Source organism: Nocardioides allogilvus, from assembly GCF_003047285.1.
Taxonomy (GTDB): Bacteria; Actinomycetota; Actinomycetes; order Propionibacteriales; family Nocardioidaceae; genus Nocardioides; species Nocardioides allogilvus.
In genome coordinates this window covers 320,417-339,740 of sequence record NZ_PZYX01000003.1, presented here as the reverse complement: position 1 = coordinate 339,740, position 19,324 = coordinate 320,417, and the positions used below count along the sequence as shown (strand labels likewise).

Sequence of the window (19,324 nt, the reverse complement as noted above, 5' to 3'; positions counted from 1 at the left end):
ACCTTAGTGACTCCGCTGATCCAGAGCGATCCGGGGTCACTCAGCGGAGTGGATGCGCTCCCCCGCGACCCAGGTGCCGAGGACGTGCTCGCCCATCGACCGCAGCCGGGTGGCGTGCGCGTGGTCGTCGTCGCCGGCGAGCGGGTCGGTGTCGAGGAGCACGAAGTCGGCCGGGTGGCCGACTGCGACCGTGCCCCACCCGTCGGTGGAGGCGGCGATGGCCTCCCGGGCGGTGATCGCCTGCTCCGGGTGCCACGGCTCGTCGCCCTCGACGGCGCGGTGGACCGCGGCCGCGATCGCCAGCCAGGGGTCGAGCGGCGAGACCGGCGCGTCGGAGCCGAGCACCACGTCGACGCCGTCGTCGAGCATCCAGCGCAGCGGGAAGCAGCGCTCTGCCCGGCCCGGCCACAGCCGCTCGGTGACCTCGCGGTCGTCGAGCAGGTGCGCCGGCTGCACGCTCGCGCGAACTCCGAGCTCGGCCATCCGCCGTACGTCGTCGCGCGTCGTCAGCTGCACGTGCTCGATGCCGCCGCGCGCGCCGGTGTCAGCGAAGGCCGCGAGGGCCTCCGTGACGGCGCGGTCGCCGATGGCGTGTACGGCGACGTCGAACCCGTGCTCGGCAGCGCGCGCGAGCAGGGCGCGGAGCTCCTCGGGACCCTGGTTGGGCTGGCCGTGGGGGAAGCCGTGGACGGCCTTCTCGGCGTAGGGCTCGCAGCACCAGGCGGTGCGGGTGTTGAGCGAGCCGTCGCTGATGATCTTCAGCGGTCCCATCGTGAGCCGAGGGTCGTCGCCGAGCGGGCGGCCCGAAGCCAGGCCGCGCTCGATGACGTCGGTCAGCCCATCGGCGTACGACGCCATCCGGACGCGCAGGAGGTCGGCACCCTCGCTCCAGCGCTCGAGCCACTCGGGGACGCCGCCGCTGAACTCGAAGTCGACGAGGCCGACGATGCCCTGGGCCGCGGCGACCTCCATCGTGCGGCGGTAGGCGTCGGGGCCGGTGCCGTCGGAGCCGAGCACGGTGGTGAGGCGGCCGTAGGCCTGGAACCACTCCCCCTCGGCGACGACGCCCTCGCGCGTGGGGAGGGCGAGCATCTGCAGTGCGCGGGTGTTGAGCCAGCCGTGGTGACCGTCGCCGCAGATCAGCACGATCGGCTGGTCGGTCTCGATCGCGTCGAGATCGGACACGACCGGCGGGTGGTCCCAGGCGGTCGGACGGTGTCCCCAGCCGATGACCGGCCAGTCGGGATATTCCTCGAGGCGCTCGCGCACGAGCTCGACCGCCTGGGCGCTGGAGCGCGCCGGCGCGAGGTCGAGACGGGCACTCGACAGCGACCATTGACCGAGATGGACGTGCTGGTCCCACAGGCCCGGCATCAGCCAGCCGTGGTCGGCGCTCGGGTCCCCTGCGGGCTCCACCGACGTGACGACCCCGTTGTCGACCGTGACGTCGACCGGGCCCTCGGAAGCGGGGTCGGTGACGGCGACCAGCCGGACTCCTTCGATGCGCATGAGGGCCACGGTAGGTCGGGCACAAGGCGTCGCCCGACCCGCCCTGCACTTCCACTCGCACGGGTGGAAGTTCAGGGGCGGCTGAGCGTGGCCGGGCCGCACAGGCCCTGCATTTCCACTCGCCCGAGTGGAAGTTCATCGGGGCCCCGGTGGCTGCCGTGCCGCCTCGTCCTTCGGGGTGTGTGACGGCCGCCCGGAGCGGGCTATACACGAAGTGACGACGCCGACCGGCGCCGCGCCAGCGGGCCCCCGGGCCCTGAGTGCAAGGGAGAGGACGACATGAGCCAGTCCGAGACCGAGGGTCCCGCCGACGGCGGCGCGGAAGGCACACCCGGCGTGCAGGACGGCGGCGCCGACGGAGGCGCCGAAGGGCCCGCCGACGGCGGTGCCGAAGGCACGCCCGGCCAGCAGGACGGCGGTGCCGACGGAGGCGCCGAAGGGCCCGCCGATGGTGGCGCCGAAGGCACGCCCGGCCAGCAGGACGGTGGGGCGGACGGCGGGGCCGACAGCAGCTCCTGATGTCACGACCCGCTGACAGCGGGCGCGGGGACGCCCCCGCGCCCGCCGTCGCGAACCCGCACGACCGCCCCGCCCTGGCCCGCGTCGTCGGGGACGTCGACACGTTCGCCCGGACGGTGTGGGGGCGCGAGCCGCTGCTCCTGCGCGCGGCCGACCCGGCAGGCTTCGCCGACCTGCTGAGCGAGGCGTCGGTCGACGAGCTGGTGGGCCGGCGCGGCCTGCGCACGCCGTTCCTGCGGGTCGCCAAGCAGGGCGACACCTTGGCCAACGCGGCCTTCACGGCCCCGGGCGGACTCGGGGCGGGCATCGCCGACCAGGTGAGCGACGACAAGCTCGCGGCCCTCTTCGCCGGCGGCTCCACGATCGTCCTGCAGGCGCTGCACCGCGTGAGGCCGCCGCTCATCGACTTCTGCCAGCAGCTGGCCTCCGACCTCGGCCACCCCGTCCAGGCCAACGCCTACGTCACTCCCCCGCAGAACCAGGGCTTCGACGACCACTACGACGTCCACGACGTCTTCGTGCTCCAGGTCGCCGGACGCAAGCGCTGGTCCATCCACGCGCCCGTGCACCCCTCGCCGCTGCGCGACCAGCCCTGGACGGACCACCGCGAGGCGGTGCGTCTTGCGGCGGAGCACGAGCCGCTGATAGAGACCGTGCTCGAGCCCGGCGACGCGCTCTACCTCCCCCGCGGCTTCCTGCACGCCGCCACCGCGCTCGGTGGCGTCACCGTCCACCTCACCCTCGGGATCCACGCCTGGACGCGGTACGCCGTCGCGCAGGAGCTCGTCGCGCTCGCCCTCGCCGAGCTGGCTGACGACGAGGGGGCGCGCACCTCGCTGCCGTTGGGCACGAGCCTGGCGACCGGCGAGCTCGACACGGACGTCGTCGCTGCCAAGCTCCGGGCCGCGATCGACACCCTCGACCCGGCCGCGGTGGCCGGGCGCCTGCAGGCCCGGCGCCGCGACGCGCAGCGCGCTGCGCCGCTCGGGCCGCTGGCCCAGCATGCCCTCGCCGTACGGCTGACGCAGAGCACGACGCTCCGCCTGCGCGAGCACCTCGACGCCACCTTGGTGGACGGCGTGCTGCACGCGCGCGCCGGCCGGGTGCGGGTCGACGAGGTGCCGGGCGACGCGCTGAAGCGGCTGCTGGCCGGCGACGTGCTCACCGCCGGGGACCTCGGCTCGGACGCCGCGCGGACGCTGATCGAGGCGGGACTGGTCGTCGCCGGATGACCTTCCGCTGCTCCCTGGGCGCCGTCGACCGGGGTGACCCCCGGCTCGGCACGGCCCCACCCCAGCGCGACTGGCTGCTCGTCGAGCACCCCGGACCGTGGCCGGTGACGGCGCCCTTCGGCGCGGACCTCTCCGACGAGCTGCTGCGCCGGCTGGGCCACCCCGGGCAGCGCACCCTGCTCGTCCGCCCGCACGGGCGGGTGCCCTCTGCGCCGGCACCACGCCGGTGGTTCCGGTGCCTCGACGGCGAGCTGCGCGCCGGGCGCTGGGACCACCCCGATGACCTGCTCGCGACGCTGGAGCCGGGTGCCGGCTCTCCCCACCCCGAGCCCCTCCTGCTCGTGTGCACCCACGGACTGCACGACGTCTGCTGCGCCGTCGAGGGCCGGCCCGTCGCGGCGGCGCTGTCGCAGCGGTGGCCCGGGACGACCTTCGAGTGCAGCCACCTCGGCGGCGACCGGTTCGCACCCAACGTGCTGCTCCTGCCCGACCGCACCTGCTACGCCCAGATGCCGGCCGAGCAGGCGGTGCCGACTGTCGAGGCCCACCTCGCCGGGCGGGCGGACGGCGCCTGGCTGCGTGGGGTGGCGGGCCTGCACCCCGCCGAACAGGTCGCCCTCGGCACGGCCCTCACCCGGTGGGGACCGGCGCCCATCGCGCGCCTGTCGACCCGGCTGCTGGACCAGGTCGGCACCTTCGACTCCGGCACCTGGACGGTCGAGCTGCTCGGCGTCGACCCGCTGCCGTCCCGCGTGCGCGTGGTCGTCACCAGCCAGCGCCGTACCGATGCTGCCCGGCTGACCTGCCGGGCGACGCGCGAGACCCGGGCGCTGCAGTGGGACGTGGTGTCGGTGGAGGCCTGACCGCGATGCCATGAAACTCCACGCACAGGCGTGGAGTTTCACCCCGGTTTGGGTGTAGGAGCCCGAAACTCCACGCGCTTGCGTGGAGTTTCACGGGTCAGCTGGGCGAAACAGGTTGCGACCTCGAGCTGGCGGATCGAGAGTCTTCAGGTGCAGGACATTCTCGCTCGCCTTCCGGCCCACTTCGATCTCCACCCGGTGACGTCAGCAAGCGAGGTGTCGGGCGGCCTGTCAAACGCCCTCTACCGGGTTGAGACTTCGGCCGGCGCCTATGCAGTCAAGATCATGGGGATCAACGCCGACTCGCACGACTTCCAAAACAACATCGAGAACGCTTTTGCGGTGGAACAGGCGGCGTTCACCGCCGGCGTTCCGTGCCCCGAGCCGGTCCCCACCTCGCAGGGCACCTGCCTTGCGGCAGTGGCTGGCAAGTTGGTCCGCGTGCACCACTGGGTCGAGGGGGTCACCCCCGCCATCACCCCGGAGTCCGGTCGCTGGGCCGGGGAACTGCTGGCCAAGATTCATTCGATCGAGGGCCATGTCGACCTGACACTGGATGACGATCCATCGGACGAGTCCGGGGGACCAGCCTCGCGAACACCCCGGGACTGAACGAACGACTCGAGTGCCGCCTGAGAGCGGCAGCACCGGCCTTGGCCGACCTGGAGAGACTGACCGCCGCTCCCGGTCAGCTCGCGGCGCATGTGTCAGCGCACGGAGACCTGGATCCCAAGAACACGCTTCTCGATCCCAGCGGTCGCCTGCTCGCGCTGGACTGGGACTCCGCCGGACGCCAACCGGTCCTGCGTGACGTCGTGACGATTGCTCTCGATTGGTCGACAACACCCTCCTCGTTCCGAGGCGTGGTGGACGCCTATGAAGCGGCGTCTGAGGACGTCCGGGTCCCTGCGAAGCCGTGGGTCTTCGGTGGCTGGGTCGTGGCGCACAGCGGCTGGCTGGTCCACAACGCCACCCGGCGTGCCGGCTCAGCCTTGGGGAGTGCCGAGGTCTCGACCACGTGCGACCGGTTGCTGCGGCTCCATGCGAACCTTCCTGTCTACGTGGAGGCCCTCAGCCACCGCTAGTGGGTCAGCCGGGGGCACTAGGAGAGGAACGCCTCCAGGATCGGCCCGGCGGTCCGCGAGCCCGACTCGCCGGTCTCGACGAACACCGCGACGGCGAGGTCGTCCTGGGTGGCGATCATCCAGGTGTGGGTGGGCAGTGAGCCAGACGCGTCGGGCGAGCCGTATTCCGCCGTCCCGGTCTTCGCGCCGACCTGCCCCGGCAGGTCGGCGAGGAACGAGCCGGAGCCGTCGGTCACCACGGCGCGCATCAGCTCCTGCAGGGCTGAGGCCTCGGCACCGGTCAGTGGCTCGGCGGGGGCGGTCTGCGCGACGTCGAGGGACGGCAGGAGCTCCGGGAGTACGGCACGGCCCGCCGCGACAGAGGCGGCGACGGTGGCCATGGCGAGCGGGGAGGCGAGCACCTTGCCCTGCCCGATCAGGTCGGCCGCGGCCTCGGTCTCGCCCTCGGGGGGCGGGACCTGGCCGAAGTAGGCCGGGAAGCCGAGGTCGTGGTCGACGCCCAGCCCCAGCGCCGCCGCGGCCTCGGCGAGGGCGCCGTCCTCCACGAGGGAGCGCGACGAGATGAAGGCGGTGTTGCACGAGTTGGCGACGGCCTGGCGCAGCGTGATCGTGCCCAGCCCCGACGAGGGGTAGTCGTCGTAGTTCTTGAACGACTTCCCGTCCACCACCGTCGTCGGCGCGCACTCGAGCGTGTCCTCGGGCCGCACCCCGGCGCGCAGCAGCGCCAGCGAGGTCACGACCTTGAAGGTCGAGCCGGGTGCGTACTGCCCGAAGGTCGCCGTGTTCAGGCCCTTGCTCCCCGGGCCGCTGGCGGCCGCCAGGATCGCGCCGTCGGAGGGCCGGATCGCGACGACGGCGCTCGCGGGGCCGACGGTCGACAGGGCCTGCTCGGCCTTCGTCTGCAGGTCGATGTCGAGGGTGGTCTGCAGCGGCGTGCCGTCGACCGGGGCGACGTCGTGGACGGCCCGGTCGTTGTCGGCGCCGGCCGCGATGACGGTCAGGCCGGGGGTGCCGGTCAGCTCGTCGTCGTACCTCGCCTGCAGGCCGGACAGGCCGACGACGTCGCCGGCTTCCACCGCGCCACCGGACTCCTCGACGATCTCCGCGGTCGCCTCGCCGACGCTGCCCAGGATGGGCGCCGCGAAGCCCCGCGACGGCGCGAGGTGCTGCTGGTCGGCGAGCGAGACGGCGCCGGGGATCTCGGCATAGGAGGGGGGTACGGCGGTGGTCGCCTCCTCCGCGCGGAGCACGATCGCCTCGACGAACGCCTTGTCGCCGGCCGCCTCGGCCTGCTTGACGAAGGGCCCCGGCCGGACTGAGAGGGCCGTGGCGATCGCGCGCGCCGACGTCGCCAGGTCGTCAGTCGCGGTCAGCTTCGTCTTGTCCAGCCCGAGCCGGACGACGTCGCGCGGCGCGACGATCGCCCGCTCGCCCGCGCCCAGGATCTGGCCGCGCTCGGCGGCGGTGCGGGTCAGGGTGAGGTGCTCGCCCTCGACGAGCGAGGGCTCGACCAGCGACGGCGCCCACTCGACCTGCCAGGCGTCCTCGACGCGGGTGAGGTCGGCGGTGGTCTCGTAGGCCCAGGGCTGGCCGTCGAGCTCCCAGGTCCACGTCAGCGGAGCGGTGGCGGTGTCATCGGTGACCTCGGCGTCGGCGACCTCGACACTGGGTGTGACGTCCCCGAGTCCCTCGACGACCGCCGCATGGGCCGCGACGGCGTCCGGGGAGTCGAACGGCACCCCGCTCAGGTCACCTGACGACAGCCCCTCGGCGAGCGACTCGAGAGCAGCATCGGGGCCCTCCCCACCGTCGAGCAGCTGGCAGCCGGCCAGCGTGAGCGAGCCTGCAATGACGAGGACAGCGAGCCGAGAGCGCATGGCCTCACGCTAGTGGCCACCTGGCACCTATACCCTGCCCCCTATGGGTTGGCGGGGACTCGTTGCGGTCGCGACGTTGCTGGCGGTGGGCATCGTCGGCGGTTTCGCGACGGCGGCCGTCCTCCAGTCGTCCCCCGTCACCTCGGGTGCGCCCACACCGGTGACCGCAGCCGACCCCAGCTTCCCGGTCATTCCGCCGCCGCCGCTGCGTGCGGACCCGCCGCAGCCGCCGCTCGAGACCGGCCTCCCGCTGCGCGAGGTCGCGGTCGGGACCGACAACTACCGCTTCACCTTCCCCGCCCCGCGTGGGTGGAGCAGGTTTGAGACCTCGTCCAACGAGGTGAAGTACAAGAAGCCCCGCAACCCGAGCAACACCTACATCCTGCGCGTCGAGCAGGTCATCACCCAGCACGAGACGATCCCCGACATCCTGGCCGCGCGGATCGAGGACCTCAAGCGCGACGAGGAGGACTACACCGAGCTCTCGCGGACCTACGACGCACTCGAGTTCAGCTACGTCCACGACGGCTACCGGCGGTTCGGGATCATCACCTGGCTCGACATCAACGGCACCGACCAGGCCGAGGCCGAGATCGCCGTCACCGGCCGCCGGGTCGACGTGCCCGGCATGCGCGAGCTCATCACCCGGGTCATCTACGGGATCCGCGCGGGCTGACAGACGAGCTGCGCTGGTGAGCGATCGGCCGCAGATGGATCCCTCAGCCCAGGCGCGTCAGGAGCGAGCGCAACGCCTCGGCGTGCGTCGAGACGTCGAACTCCCAGGTGGACTGGGACGCGGCATAGGACCGTTCTCGACCGTCCGCAGGGACGTCTGCCTTGCTCCAGAAGTAGTGGATGTTGGCGTCGAGCAGCTCCGACATCATGTGCTCATTGCGAGCCAGGTACGCGTCATGGTTCAGCACCACCACGTCGCTCACCTGATCGGCGTAGAGCATGTTGAACATCCCGGTACCACCGAATCCTGCAACCACGCGCGCGTTCGAGAAGGCGTGACACTGCTCCTGAGGCGTCAGTGCGCCGGGGTGGACGATCGTGTAGCCGAGCTCCGAGAAGATGGCTTCCACCTCGTCGACGTTGCGGCACGGCCGATTGCCCTCGCGACGGGTGACGAAGAGACGGTCCCCCTCGGCTGGGGAGACGCCTTCCGGATGGAACCCGTCTCGCAGCCTCCGCCAGATCGCTCGCATGGCCGGGTGGGCCTGGAAGGGTGGACTGTTGTGCCACATCGGAGTTGCACCGACCAACGTGTCCACGACGACCGGCCCGTCGACCCAGACGATGTCCCGCTCGGCGACGCCGAAGGCCCGTAGCACCGCGAGATCCGGGCGTGGGCGGGTCCTTCCGGCATCGCGGGGATGGCGGCGAAGCAGGAGGCGCAGGTCCGGGAGTGCCTCCTTGGCCTCGTCCCAGCCCCACAGCTTGGCGATGGCCTCGGTCATCAGGTGACCGTAATGACCGGGGTGGGCGTAGTCGAAGAAGTAGAAGGCGCCCTCCAGCCGGGTCGGCGGGGACTCGTTCTCCCGCAAGCGTCCGAAGCGGCCCTCGACCTGGGTGAGCTTGGGCTGATGGAGGCGCCTTCCCTGCCACTTGAAGGACTCAGGAAGGACGAACCTCTCCGTGCGGGCGAGAGAACCCGCCGACAGGATGATCTCCCCCTCATATCTGCGCAGGTCCATGCGTGGATAGGAGAGCGTGTTCGAGAGCTGCCCCAGGGGAGTCGCGTCCGGGAACGAGGTGACGATCCGACTGGACGTCTTCGACCCCGCGGGCAGCGAGGCGAGGTGTTCGACGCTCGTCGCCGACCGATGGGCCAGGACCTCCCCCACGTCGCCGTCACGAAGCAGTCGCAGGTGCTGCACGGTCTTCGGCACGAGCACGCCGGCACGTGAGCGTGACGGCGCGCCGATCGCCGCACCCAGCTCACGCTGCCATCTCGCAATGCCGTGCCCGCCGCCTGTCTCGACCCGGGCGCGAAGCTGGCTGAGGCGTGCGACGAGGTCGCGCTGCTTGTCGCGCGGCACCACGACGAGCACCTGCCCGCCGGCAGCCACGTGGGGTGCGAGCCGGGCAACGAGACGGGTCCGCCTGGCCATGGTGCGCTGGACAGCCACCACGACCAGACCGACCTCCCCGATCTCCAGCAGGACCGTGTGCAGCTTGCTCATGCTGTCGGGGCGCGCGACCCACTCCCACCCGCGTGCGACAGCGGATGCGGCCGCGCTCGGCGGACCCACCACGACGACCCTGTCTGCGGTGCACGCCAGCGCGGCGAGGGCAGGCACGTGGTGGCGATCGACCAGGACCACTGCGGTTCCTGCCACGCGCAGACGGCGGCGAGCCTGGAGCATGCCGCGTGCGGCACGTCGCGCAGCGCTCACAAGGACAGCTTGACCGAGTCGAGGACCTCGATGGCGGCCGAGCGGTCCTCGGCGCGGACCTGCACCCACAGCAGCCGGTTGGCGGTGACCTGGATGACCCGCTCGATGGTGATGCCGCCGTGGGGGCAGTCGGTGAACTCGACGGTCATGTAGGAGTCGCCGTTGCGGCGGTCGGTGACGGCCGGGCGGGTGACCTCGCACTCCGGGTGCTGCGGCACGACGGGGGGCAGCTCTCCGGGCAGCACCCCGAGGAAGATGCCCTGGCCCGGGTCGTCGTTCTGGTTCCAGCCGACCGCCGTCCCGGCGGAGATCGAGGCCTGCTCGGCCTCGGCGTCGGGCGGCACCCACTGCTCGGTGTCGACGGCTCGGGTCCACGCCTCGGGGACCGTGACCGAGATGGTGCCCGACACGTCCTCGATGGTGCGGTCGGTGACGATCAGCTCGTGGGCGCCGAAGCCGCTGAGCAGGCCGACGAGCACGGCCGCGAGCCCCACCGCCGTGAGCCGCTTCCGCGACAGCCGGGCGGGCGCGCCCGGCTTCCGGCTCGGGGCCTGCGTGGTCCAGTCCGTGTCGAGGCTGCCGGACGTGCCGGGTCGGGGCGCGGGCAGGGTCAGGTCGGGATCGACCGGGATCCACGTCGGCGGCTCGTCGGTGTGCCCGGCCAGGGAGGTCGACAGCGCGGCGACGAAGGCCGGCACATCGGCGTACCTCTCCTCGCGGTCCTTGGCCATCGCCTTGCTGATCACGGCCTCGGTCTCGGCGGGCAGGCCGTTGTCGAGCGGCGGCGGCGGTGCGGGGTCGGCGGCGGCGTTGAGCGACGCGTGGTTGTACGGCGCCCGGCCGGCCAGCAGCAGGTAGGTCAGCGCGGCGAGGGAGAACTGGTCGGCGCGCGGGTCGAGCGGCTCGCCCTGGGCCTGCTCGGGCGACACAAAGGACGGGGTGCCGCCGATGATCGTCAGCCGCGACGACATGTCCATCGCCTTGCCGAGGCCGAGGTCACCGAGCATCGCGCTGACCTGGGGCGCACCGTTGACCTCGACCGTGCGGAAGAGGACGTTGGCGGGCTTGACGTCGCGGTGCAGCACGCCGCGCTGGTGCAGGGCGTGCAGCCCGGCGCCGACCTGCGCGATGACGTGGACGGCCTGCGAGACGGTCAGCGGCTCGAGGTCCAGCCGGTCTGCGAGCGAGCCCTGGTCGGCGTACGACATGACGAGGTAGGGACGCGAGTCGGGGAGCTCGCCGGCGTCGTAGACGGAGACCACGTGGGGCGACTCGACCTTGCGGAGGAAGCGGCCCTCCTCGACGAACCGCTGGCGCGCGTGGAAGTCCTCGGTCCAGTTGTCGGCGAGCACCTTGATGGCCACCGGGGAGTCGAGCTGCTCGTCATAGGCGAGCCACACGGTCGCGAAGGCCCCCGAGCCGATGCGACGGCGCACGGGGTAGCGACCAAGCCGAGAAGGTGCTGACACATCTGCATTATGTTGCAGTCGTGACTCCAGACGACATCGATGACCTCGCTCGGCGCGCCCGCGACGGTGATCGCGACGCCATGGAGGGCTTGTTGGCCGCCGTCCGCCCCCGTGCGCTCAACGTCTGCCGGGGCGTCCTGCCCTACTCCGGCGACTCCGAGGACGCCTGTCAGGAGGCGCTGCTCAACATCTCCACCAAGCTCGGCTCGTGGAACGGCCAGGGCCGCTTCACCACGTGGATGCACGTCGTGGCGCTCAACAGCGCCCGCACGACCTACCGCAAGCTGAAGAACCAGGCCGTGCCCACCGACTTCGAGGGCGGCCACCACGACCGGCCCGACCCGCGCACGACCTCGGTCATCGCCGGCACCCGTCTCGACCTGCTCGAGGCGATGGAGACGATCGAGAAGGACCACCCGCAATACGTCGAGCCGCTGCTGCTGCGCGACGTCTACGGCATGGCCTACGACGACATCGCCCAGCTCATCGGCGTCCCCCTCGGGACGGTGAAGGCGCAGATCCACCACGGCCGGAAGCTGGCGCGCCCGCTCCTCCGGGGCGAGTGATGACCAGCCCTCGCTGGTTGAGCAGGCGCGCCAGCGCCGTGTCGAAACCAAGAGGGCCCATGGGACTTGCGGCCCTGGTGCTGCTCGCCGGCTGCTCGTCGCCGCCGGACGCCGCGCCGGACGTCGCGCCCCCGGCCCCGTCCAGTGAGAGCGCCACCGCCGTCGCGGTCACCACCCCCGAGGTCGCGGAGCGGGTCGAGCCCGACCTCGAGCTCGCCGAGAGCACCCCGGTCGAGGACTCGGTCTATCCCGCCGTCGGCGGGCCCGACGTCGACGCACTGCTCTACGACCTCGACCTCGCGTGGCAACCGGACGCGCGCACCCTGACCGGCACGGCGACGATCACCTTCCGCGCGGCCCGCGACGCCCGTCGCTTCACCCTCGACCTCGCGGCTCCGCTCGGGGTCGAGAGCGTCACCCTCGACGGCAGCGAGGCGGCGTACGCCCATCGCGGCAAGGACCTCACCGTCAAGGAGCGGCTCGTCCGAGACGGCCGCCACGAGCTCGTCATCGCCTACTCCGGCCAGCCCGGCCCCGTCGCGGCGCCGACCACCCGGCGCGACTTCTCGACCCTCGGCTTCACCGTCACCGACCGCGGCGAGGTCTGGACGATGCAGGAGCCGTACGGCGCCTACAGCTGGTATCCCGTGAACGACCAACCCGCCGACAAGGCGCTCTACGACATCTCCGTCACCGTGCCGGACCCGTGGACCGGGGTCGCCAACGGGCGCCTGGTCGCGGACGTCGCCGAGGACGGGCTGCGCACGACCGAGTTCCAGCTCGACGAGCCCGCGTCGTCCTACCTCATCACCCTCGCCATCGGCGACTACGCCCACTCCAGCGGCTCCTCCGAGAGCGGCGTGCGGCTCGACTACTGGTATCCCCGCGGGCAGCCGCTCGTGCTCGACGACATGACCGCGGCGCACGAGGCGATCGACTGGATCGAGGCACGCCTGGGCCCCTACCCGTTCAGCTCCGCCGGCATCGTCGCGACCGACTCGCAGTCGGCCATGGAGACCCAGACGATGGTCACCATCGGCGACAACGACTACGTCCGATCGGCCCCGGTGCTCGTGCACGAGCTCGTCCACCAGTGGTACGGCGACCAGGTGTCGCCCGCCGACTGGCGCGACGTCTGGCTCAACGAGGGCATGACGATGCTGCTGCAGGGCCTGTGGGAGGCCGACCACGACGGCGACCGGATCAACACCACCATCGGCCGCTGGCGCGACCTCGACCAGGACCTCCGCGACGACTACGGCCCGCCCGGCGCCTACGACCCGGCGCAGTTCGGCGGCTCCAACGTCTACTACTCGCCCGCGCTGATGTGGAACGAGCTGCGCCTCGAGCTCGGCGACGACGAGTTCTTCCGGATCGCCCGCTCCTGGCTGGCCGCCCACGACAACACCTCCGTCACCCGCGACGACCTCTACGCCCACTGGGAGCAGGAGACGGGCCGCGAGCTGTCGGCGTTCTTCGACGCGTGGATCCTGGGACGCACGACGCCACCGCCCGGGGTCTGACTACTCTGCGCGCATGACCCGCCTCGGCGCCCACGACTTCATCGACCTCGTCCTCGACGCCGACTCCTGGGACACGTGGGACACCACGCCCGAGCGGATGGGCATCTCCGAGGAGTACGCCGCCGAGCTGGTCGCCGCCGAGGAGAAGGCCGGCACCGACGAGTCCGTCATCACCGGTGAGGGCCGCATGCGCGGGCGGCGCGTCGCCGTACTGCTCGGGGAGTTCAGGTTCCTCGCCGGCTCGATCGGGCGTGCGAGCGCGGACCGGCTGGTGGCCGGGATCGAGCGCGCCACGCTCGAGGGGCTGCCGCTGCTCGCGGCGCCCGTCTCCGGCGGGACCCGGATGCAGGAGGGGACGCCGGCGTTCGTGCAGATGGTGCGGATCTCCGCGGCGGTCGCCGCCCACCGCGCGGCCGGGCTGCCCTACCTCGTCTACCTCCGCAACCCGACGACCGGCGGCGTGATGGCGTCGTGGGGCTCGCTCGGCCACGTCACGGTCGCCGAGCCCGGGGCGCTGGTCGGCTTCCTCGGACCGCGGGTCTACTCCGCGCTCTACGGCCGCGACTTCCCCGCCGACGTGCAGACGGCCGAGAACCTCTTCGAGCGCGGGATCATCGACGCCGTCGTCCCGCCGGAGGAGATCGCCGACATCCTGGACCGTGCCCTGTCGATCCTGCTCGCTCCGCGCGAGGGCGTCGCCCCGGTCGCCGACCCCGGCCAGGAGGACGTGCCCGACGTCGACACGTGGGACGCGGTGACGCGGTCGCGGCGGCCCGACCGCCCCGGTGTGCGGCGGCTGCTGCGCTATGCGGCCTCCGACGTGGTGCCGCTCAACGGCACCGGGCAGGGCGAGTCCGACCCCGGCCTGCTGATCGCGCTGGCTCGCTTCGGCGAGGCGCCCTGCGTGTTCCTCGGCCAGGACCGCCGCGGCCAGACGACCGACCACCCGATGGGGCCGGGCGCGCTGCGCGAGGCGCGACGCGGCATGCGGCTGGCCTCCGAGCTGGGGCTGCCGCTGGTCACCGTGATCGACACCCAGGGCGCGGCCCTGTCGGCGGAGGCGGAGAACGGCGGGCTGGCCGGCGAGATCGCCCGGTCGCTGGCCGACCTCGTGACGCTCACCGCGCCCACGCTGTGCCTGATGCTCGGCGAGGGCAACGGCGGCGGGGCGCTGGCCTTCCTGCCCGCCGACCGTGTCGTCGCCGCGCAGCACGCGTGGCTCTCGCCGCTCCCGCCCGAGGGCGCGTCCGCGATCGTGCACCGCGACCTCGACCACGCGCCCGAGATGGCGCGCGCCCAGCAGGTCCGCGCCCTCGACCTCTACCGCCGCGGCATCGTCGACCGCATCGTCGCGGAGAAGCCGGACGCCGCCGACGAGCCCGAGGACTTCTGCCGCCGCGTGGGCGCGGTGCTGGAGCACGAGCTCGCCGCGCTGCTGCTCGCCGGGCCCGGCACGGCCGAGGCGCGGACGCGGCGCTACATCTGAGGACGCGTCAGCGGTACCAGTGGAAGCGCACGTCGCCGGGCCCGATGGCTTCCTCGCTCCCGTTCGGAGCATCGGTCGGGGTGGCGAACGGTTCGCGGGGTGACGCTGTGGTCGGCATCGAGCCCGGCAGCAGGTCTGGCTCCTCGCCTCCGAGGTCCTCGGCGAAGAGCAGAATGATGAGCACCGGGGAGGCCGTGAGGAAGAGCAGGACGACTGCACCCAGCACGAGCTTCCAGGCCAGCGGCAGCTTGCGCGGTGGCGGCGCAGCCCTCGGCGCGTACTGCCGGTCCGTGGTGAAGACCAGGCGACACCGAGGACACGACGTGTCGTCCGGGGTGATCGGCTGGCCGCAGCGTGGGCAGTACATCCGACCTCTCCCAGTCGCCACTCGTGAGCTCGGACCCTAGTCGCGTCGCCAGCCCGCGCGCCACGTTATGCCGAGAGTGAACCCCCTTGCCGCATGCACTTCCGGCGGGTGGAGTGAACGCATGAAGCTCCTCGTCCTCGGTGGCACCAGGTTCCTCTCCCGCGCCGTCGCCGAGCAGGCGGTCGAGCGCGGGTGGGACGTCACCTGCGCCTGTCGCGGCGCGTCCGGACCACTGCCCGCCGGTGTCACCCACCTCCCCTGGGACCGGTCGCAGGACGCACCGGCCGAGATCGCGGGCGAGTGGGACGCAGTCGTCGACGTCTCCCGCACGCCGTCGCACGTGCGCCGCGCGGTCGCCGCGGTGCCCGACGCGCACTGGGTCTTCGTCTCGACGATCAACGTGTACGCCGACAACGGCTCACCCGCGATGGAGCCGCTCGTCGAGGCGATCGAGACGGACGTCGATCTCGCCGCTGACCCGGAGGCCTACGGTCCGATGAAGGTGGCCTGCGAGCGGCTCGTCACGGAAGGCACCGCCTCATCGGTGCTCGTGCGGCCCGGACTCATCGTCGGGCCCGGTGACCCGACCGGTCGCTTCTCCTACTGGCCCGACCGGCTGGCCCGCGGCGGCGAGGTGCTGGCGCCCGGGTCACCGTCGGACGTCGTCCAGGTCATCGACGTACGCGACCTGGCGGCCTGGCTGCTCGATGCCGCCGAGGCACGCACGACCGGCGCGTTCGACGGGGTCGGCGAGCCGATGCCGATCGCGCGGCTCCTCGACCAGGTCGCCGAGGGGGTGGGGGCGCTGCCGTCGTGGACCTGGGTCGACGCCGGCTTCCTGACGGAGCAGGGCGTCGAGCCGTGGGCGGGCGAGGGCTCGATCCCGCTGTGGCTGCCGCGGCCCGACTACGACGGGATGATGTCGCACCCGGCCCAGCCCGCGCTCGACGCCGGCCTGCGGCTGCGGCCCGTCGCCGAGACCGCGCGCGACACCCTGGGCGAGACCGCCGTCGGAATCACCGCGGAGCGGGAGCGCGAAGTCCTGGCGGCCTGGCACGCGCGCTAGCAGCCGCGACCGCGTGGGCCGGCTCAGGAGCGGAAGCGTTCGATCTCCTCGGAGATCTGGGCGGCGGGAACCCGGAAGAACGCCTGCGGCACGAGGAAGTCCGGCCCGCTCCCCTTGCGGTCAACGACCACGCCGTAGCCCTTGGGGCCGGATTCACCCGGCCTCATGGACTCCGGCACGCCCGTCCATCGGAACAGGCGGCTGGCCTGGAGCCGGGAGCCGCGCACCTTCACCCAGGGCAGCTCGATGTCGGTGCGATACCCGCGGTAGCGCAGTCCGCTCGGCGCCAGCGTGACGCGCCACCGGTGCAGTCGACCAGTGGCCAGGCGCACAGCGTCAGGGAGAGACGCGAGCAGTGCGCCGACCAGGACCAACGCCGCACCGGGCGACTCGAGAGCATCGATGCCGTCCGTGACCACTGTGAAGACCAAGGATGCTCCGACAACGCCGGCCATGGCCCAGGCGGCGATCATGACCACCACGACGGCCCAGGGGGCCGCGATCGTCAGCGAGCCGTCAACATCGCGGACGAGTTCCCGGCGTCGTCGCGGCCAGAACAGGACGACGCAGAGCACCAGCCCGACAGCGCCCACCGCACCGAAGACCAGCGCCGGCGCCTGTTCGGAATGGCCGCCGACGGCCGCCACCACAACGCCCGCGACCAGCATCAGGGAGAGCACGGCTGAGAGGAAGACACCCGGCCACCGCGGAGCCAGGCGCGGAGCGGTCGCGGCACTGTTCTCAAACGTCACCGCGGCACACTACCCAGCGACGGTCTGCTGCTCGCCTCGGCGGCACCGACGCGGTGCTCGGCACCCGCTGAGATCAGAACGACATCATCAGCATCGCTGCGCCGGCCACCAGGCCGAGCGACATCAGGGCCAGGGCGAAGCAGAACGTGAGGACCTGCGTGCGATCGGAGGGGCCGGAGCGGGGGTGGGGCGCGCGCAGCAGCGGGCCCGACTCCCCGGGCAGCGCCAGGGCGGCCAGCAGGTCGTCGCGCAGCTCCAGCGCGGACCCGTGCCGGCGCTCCGGGTCGCGGTGCATCGCCCGCGCGAGCAGCTGGTTGAGGTGGCGGACCTGCGGCGAGAGCCCGGCCAGCCGGGGCGGCGGGTCCTTGATGTAGCACTCCGCCACCTGGAAGGGCGTGCCATGGTGGACCGGCTGCCCGGTCAGGGTCTCCCACAGCAGGGCACCCATCGAGTGGATGTCGCTGGCCACGCCGGACGGGCTGCCGAGGTGCACCTCGGGGGCCGTCGCGCTCCAGCCGGTGCCGACGTCGGCGAGCAGGCCCACAGCCCGGCCCTCGCGCCACTGCAGCAGCACGTTGGCGGGGGTGAGCGCACCGTGGACGAGCCCGCGCGCGTGGGCCGCGGCCAGGCCGGTCGCCAGCTGCGCCATCAGGTCGATCCCTGCCTGGACGGGCGCCGGGCCCTGGTCGTCGAGGACCTGCGCGAGGCAGCCCTCGGCCACCAGCTCGCTGGCGATGTAGAGCCGCCGGGTGTTGTCCTCGCCGTACAGGTAGACGCGCGCGACGTGGGGCGAACGGACCGACGCGGCGCTGCGCGCCGCCAGGGTGAGGCGGCGCTTGGTGGCCGGGTCGCCGGTGATCGCGGGCGACATCACCTTGAGGGCGACGCGGGCCCCTGACGAGGCCTGGACGGCGGCGAACACGACTCCGTGCTCGCCACCGCCCAGTCGACCTTCGATCCGGTAGGGGCCGACCTTGTCGCCGACCGCCGGATAGGGATGCACCCCGGCCTTCTACCCAGGCCGGGGCGTCCTAATCCCTCAGAACAGCAGTGCCGTTCCCGGGTCCTCGAGGATCCCGGCGACGTCGGCCAGGAACCGCGAGCCCTTCTCACCGTCGATGTGGCGGTGGTCGAAGGACAGCGCCAGCGTCGTGATGTCGCGCGCGACGATCTCGTCACCGACGACCCACGGCTGCTTGCGGATCGCGCCGAAGCACAGGATCGCGGCCTCGCCCGGGTTGATGATCGGCGTACCGGCATCGACGCCGAAGACGCCGACGTTGGTGATGGTGAACGTCCCGCCCGCCATCTCGGCCGGCTGCGTCTTGCCGTCACGCGCCGTGGCGGTCAGCGATGCGAGCGCGCCAGCGAGGTCGAGCATCGAGAGCTGGTCGGCGTCCTTGATGTTCGGCACGACCAGACCACGCGGGGTGGCGGCGGCGATGCCGAGGTTGACGTAGTTCTTGTAGACGACCTCCTGCGCAGCGTCGTCCCAGAACGAGTTGATCTCCGGCGTCTTCTTCATCGCCAGCATGACGGCGCGGCTCAGCACGAGCAGCGGGGAGACCTTGGCGTCCCTCAGCTCGCGGTGCTTCTTGAGCCGGGCGACGAGCTCCATCGTCGCCGTCACGTCGACGGTGATCCACTCGGTGACGTGCGGGGCGGTGAACGCGCTGCCCACCATCGCCTGCGCCATCATCTTGCGCACGCCCTTGACCGGTTCGCGGCGCTCGCGCTCGCCCGTCGCTGCGAACCCTCGCGATGCGTCATGCGAACCCGCATCGACAGGTGCGGAAACGGATGACGCACCAGAGGTCGCGCCTTCGACGTCCGCCCGCGTGATCACTCCACCGGCACCGGAGCCGATCAGGGTCGAGAGGTCGATGCCCAGGTCCTTGGCGAGCTTGCGCACCGGCGGCTTCGCCAGGGCGCGTACGGCGCTGGGCGACTGCACAGCGGCCGGCACCAGCGCCTCGGCGGGCGCGGCGCTCGGGGGCGTGGCAGCGGACGTGGCCGGCACGGCCGGCTCGTCGACGGGCGCGACCTCGTCGGTCCGGGCACCGCCGGGCGCGAACGCGCCCTGGACCTGCAGCTGGGTCTGCGCGCCGGCCTCGGTCGACGGAGTGGCAGAACCTCGGCGGGCCCGGCGCTGCGGACCCCGCTCGGCCTTGTTGCGACCGACCAGCGACTCGCCCTCCCCGCCACCGGAGGCGGCCGGGTTGGACAGGTCCATGTCGGAGAGGTCGTGCTCGGGAGCAGCGGGAGCAGCGGGCGCCACCGCCGGGGCGGCACCGGCCGGCGCGGCCGGGGCGGGCGCAGTCGCCGGAGCAGCAGCGTCGGCCTCGGAGCCGACCGAGATGATCGGCGTACCGACATCGACCATCTGGCCCTCCTCGACCATCAGTGCGAGGACGGTGCCGGCGTAGGGCGACGGCAGCTCGACGATCGACTTGGCGGTCTCGATCTCGACGATGATGTCGTTGATCTCGATGACGTCGCCGACCTTGACCTTCCAGGAGACGATCTCGGCCTCGGTGAGGCCCTCGCCGACGTCGGGCAGCTTGAACTCAGACATGCAGGTCTCCCTTCTCGGTTTCGACACGGCGCTGGC

The 19,324-nt window shown here is 72.4% G+C and carries 18 protein-coding genes; 10 read left to right on the top strand and 8 right to left on the bottom strand.

Features of this window, described 5'->3' with window-relative positions:
- Positions 1-36 precede the first annotated feature (36 nt).
- Positions 37-1,509: an amidohydrolase gene (locus C9J87_RS08095; protein WP_107705192.1), complete on the bottom strand. Its 1,473-nt coding sequence runs from the start codon at positions 1,507-1,509 to the stop codon at positions 37-39.
- Positions 1,510-1,788: 279 nt separating this feature from the next.
- Between C9J87_RS08095 and C9J87_RS08090 the strand changes: the two genes are divergently transcribed.
- From C9J87_RS08090 to C9J87_RS20425, 5 genes are all read left to right on the top strand, one after another.
- Positions 1,789-2,028, top strand: a complete 240-nt coding sequence (locus tag C9J87_RS08090) for a BatC protein (protein WP_107705191.1) — start codon at positions 1,789-1,791, stop codon at positions 2,026-2,028.
- Positions 2,028-3,260 carry a cupin domain-containing protein gene (locus C9J87_RS08085; RefSeq protein WP_107705190.1) on the top strand — a complete coding sequence of 411 codons (1,233 nt, stop codon included), beginning with the start codon at positions 2,028-2,030 and terminating at the stop codon, positions 3,258-3,260. The genes C9J87_RS08090 and C9J87_RS08085 overlap by 1 nt, the downstream gene beginning before the upstream one ends.
- The gene (locus C9J87_RS08080; protein ID WP_107705189.1) at positions 3,257-4,123 is read left to right on the top strand and encodes a sucrase ferredoxin; all 867 of its coding nucleotides are present in this window, start codon (positions 3,257-3,259) and stop codon (positions 4,121-4,123) included. Before C9J87_RS08085 ends, C9J87_RS08080 begins: the two co-directional genes overlap by 4 nt.
- A 150-nt stretch (positions 4,124-4,273) precedes the next feature.
- Positions 4,274-4,735, top strand: coding sequence for a phosphotransferase (locus C9J87_RS20430; protein WP_157953150.1), 462 nt, complete (start codon positions 4,274-4,276; stop codon positions 4,733-4,735).
- The gene (locus C9J87_RS20425; RefSeq protein ID WP_084622922.1) at positions 4,690-5,208 is read left to right on the top strand and encodes a phosphotransferase family protein; all 519 of its coding nucleotides are present in this window, start codon (positions 4,690-4,692) and stop codon (positions 5,206-5,208) included. The genes C9J87_RS20430 and C9J87_RS20425 overlap by 46 nt, the downstream gene beginning before the upstream one ends.
- Positions 5,209-5,225: 17 nt before the next feature.
- On the opposite strand, the gene C9J87_RS08065 is transcribed toward C9J87_RS20425, so the two are convergent.
- Complete coding sequence (locus C9J87_RS08065; RefSeq protein WP_107705187.1) at positions 5,226-7,085, bottom strand: penicillin-binding transpeptidase domain-containing protein; 1,860 nt, start codon at positions 7,083-7,085, stop codon at positions 5,226-5,228.
- Between the two features lie 43 nt (positions 7,086-7,128).
- Here C9J87_RS08065 and C9J87_RS08060 point away from each other — a divergent pair, with 43 nt between their 5' ends.
- A complete protein-coding gene (locus C9J87_RS08060; protein ID WP_157953149.1) occupies positions 7,129-7,761 on the top strand; it encodes a hypothetical protein in 633 nt (210 codons plus the stop codon).
- A gap of 43 nt (positions 7,762-7,804) precedes the next feature.
- Here the strand turns inward: C9J87_RS08060 and C9J87_RS08055 are convergent, their stop codons facing one another.
- Both C9J87_RS08055 and C9J87_RS08050 read right to left on the bottom strand, forming a co-directional pair.
- Positions 7,805-9,484, bottom strand: a complete 1,680-nt coding sequence (locus C9J87_RS08055; RefSeq protein WP_157953148.1) for a glycosyltransferase family 61 protein — start codon at positions 9,482-9,484, stop codon at positions 7,805-7,807.
- Complete coding sequence (locus tag C9J87_RS08050) at positions 9,481-10,953, bottom strand: serine/threonine-protein kinase (protein WP_157953147.1); 1,473 nt, start codon at positions 10,951-10,953, stop codon at positions 9,481-9,483. Before C9J87_RS08050 ends, C9J87_RS08055 begins: the two co-directional genes overlap by 4 nt.
- Before the next feature lie 20 nt (positions 10,954-10,973).
- Between C9J87_RS08050 and C9J87_RS08045 the strand changes: the two genes are divergently transcribed.
- From C9J87_RS08045 to C9J87_RS08035, 3 genes are read left to right on the top strand one after another with little or no spacing between them, the layout of a single operon-like run.
- Positions 10,974-11,519 carry an RNA polymerase sigma factor gene (locus C9J87_RS08045; RefSeq protein ID WP_010834395.1) on the top strand — a complete coding sequence of 182 codons (546 nt, stop codon included), beginning with the start codon at positions 10,974-10,976 and terminating at the stop codon, positions 11,517-11,519.
- Between the two features lie 59 nt (positions 11,520-11,578).
- Positions 11,579-13,042, top strand: coding sequence for a M1 family metallopeptidase (locus tag C9J87_RS08040; protein ID WP_198652302.1), 1,464 nt, complete (start codon positions 11,579-11,581; stop codon positions 13,040-13,042).
- A gap of 13 nt (positions 13,043-13,055) precedes the next feature.
- The gene (locus C9J87_RS08035; protein WP_010834397.1) at positions 13,056-14,528 is read left to right on the top strand and encodes a carboxyl transferase domain-containing protein; all 1,473 of its coding nucleotides are present in this window, start codon (positions 13,056-13,058) and stop codon (positions 14,526-14,528) included.
- Positions 14,529-14,535: 7 nt separating this feature from the next.
- On the opposite strand, the gene C9J87_RS08030 is transcribed toward C9J87_RS08035, so the two are convergent.
- Positions 14,536-14,895: a zinc ribbon domain-containing protein gene (locus tag C9J87_RS08030; RefSeq protein WP_107705182.1), complete on the bottom strand. Its 360-nt coding sequence runs from the start codon at positions 14,893-14,895 to the stop codon at positions 14,536-14,538.
- Between the two features lie 121 nt (positions 14,896-15,016).
- Between C9J87_RS08030 and C9J87_RS08025 the strand changes: the two genes are divergently transcribed.
- Positions 15,017-15,961 carry an NAD-dependent epimerase/dehydratase family protein gene (locus tag C9J87_RS08025; protein ID WP_010834399.1) on the top strand — a complete coding sequence of 315 codons (945 nt, stop codon included), beginning with the start codon at positions 15,017-15,019 and terminating at the stop codon, positions 15,959-15,961.
- 23 nt (positions 15,962-15,984) lie between these two features.
- Here the strand turns inward: C9J87_RS08025 and C9J87_RS08020 are convergent, their stop codons facing one another.
- From C9J87_RS08020 to C9J87_RS08010, 3 genes are all read right to left on the bottom strand, one after another.
- A complete protein-coding gene (locus C9J87_RS08020) occupies positions 15,985-16,713 on the bottom strand; it encodes a hypothetical protein (protein ID WP_036491341.1) in 729 nt (242 codons plus the stop codon).
- Positions 16,714-16,786: 73 nt separating this feature from the next.
- A complete protein-coding gene (locus tag C9J87_RS08015; protein ID WP_010834401.1) occupies positions 16,787-17,716 on the bottom strand; it encodes a serine/threonine-protein kinase in 930 nt (309 codons plus the stop codon).
- A 36-nt stretch (positions 17,717-17,752) separates the two neighbouring features.
- A complete protein-coding gene (locus C9J87_RS08010) occupies positions 17,753-19,288 on the bottom strand; it encodes a dihydrolipoamide acetyltransferase family protein (RefSeq protein WP_010834402.1) in 1,536 nt (511 codons plus the stop codon).
- Between the last annotated feature and the right edge of the window lie 36 nt (positions 19,289-19,324).

Bases quoted from the DNA above. Each gene is read 5' to 3' on its own strand.
- C9J87_RS08040 (WP_198652302.1), top strand. From the start codon at position 11,579: ATGGGACTTGCGGCCCTGGTGCTGCTCGCCGGCTGCTCGTCGCCGCCG.
- C9J87_RS08080 (WP_107705189.1), top strand. From the start codon at position 3,257: ATGACCTTCCGCTGCTCCCTGGGCGCCGTCGACCGGGGTGACCCCCGG.
- C9J87_RS08085 (WP_107705190.1), top strand. From the start codon at position 2,028: ATGTCACGACCCGCTGACAGCGGGCGCGGGGACGCCCCCGCGCCCGCC.
- C9J87_RS08095 (WP_107705192.1), bottom strand. From the start codon at position 1,509: ATGCGCATCGAAGGAGTCCGGCTGGTCGCCGTCACCGACCCCGCTTCC.
- C9J87_RS08060 (WP_157953149.1), top strand. From the start codon at position 7,129: ATGGGTTGGCGGGGACTCGTTGCGGTCGCGACGTTGCTGGCGGTGGGC.
- C9J87_RS08065 (WP_107705187.1), bottom strand. From the start codon at position 7,085: ATGCGCTCTCGGCTCGCTGTCCTCGTCATTGCAGGCTCGCTCACGCTG.
- C9J87_RS08025 (WP_010834399.1), top strand. From the start codon at position 15,017: ATGAAGCTCCTCGTCCTCGGTGGCACCAGGTTCCTCTCCCGCGCCGTC.
- C9J87_RS08035 (WP_010834397.1), top strand. From the start codon at position 13,056: ATGACCCGCCTCGGCGCCCACGACTTCATCGACCTCGTCCTCGACGCC.
- C9J87_RS08030 (WP_107705182.1), bottom strand. From the start codon at position 14,895: ATGTACTGCCCACGCTGCGGCCAGCCGATCACCCCGGACGACACGTCG.
- C9J87_RS08010 (WP_010834402.1), bottom strand. From the start codon at position 19,288: ATGTCTGAGTTCAAGCTGCCCGACGTCGGCGAGGGCCTCACCGAGGCC.
- C9J87_RS08090 (WP_107705191.1), top strand. From the start codon at position 1,789: ATGAGCCAGTCCGAGACCGAGGGTCCCGCCGACGGCGGCGCGGAAGGC.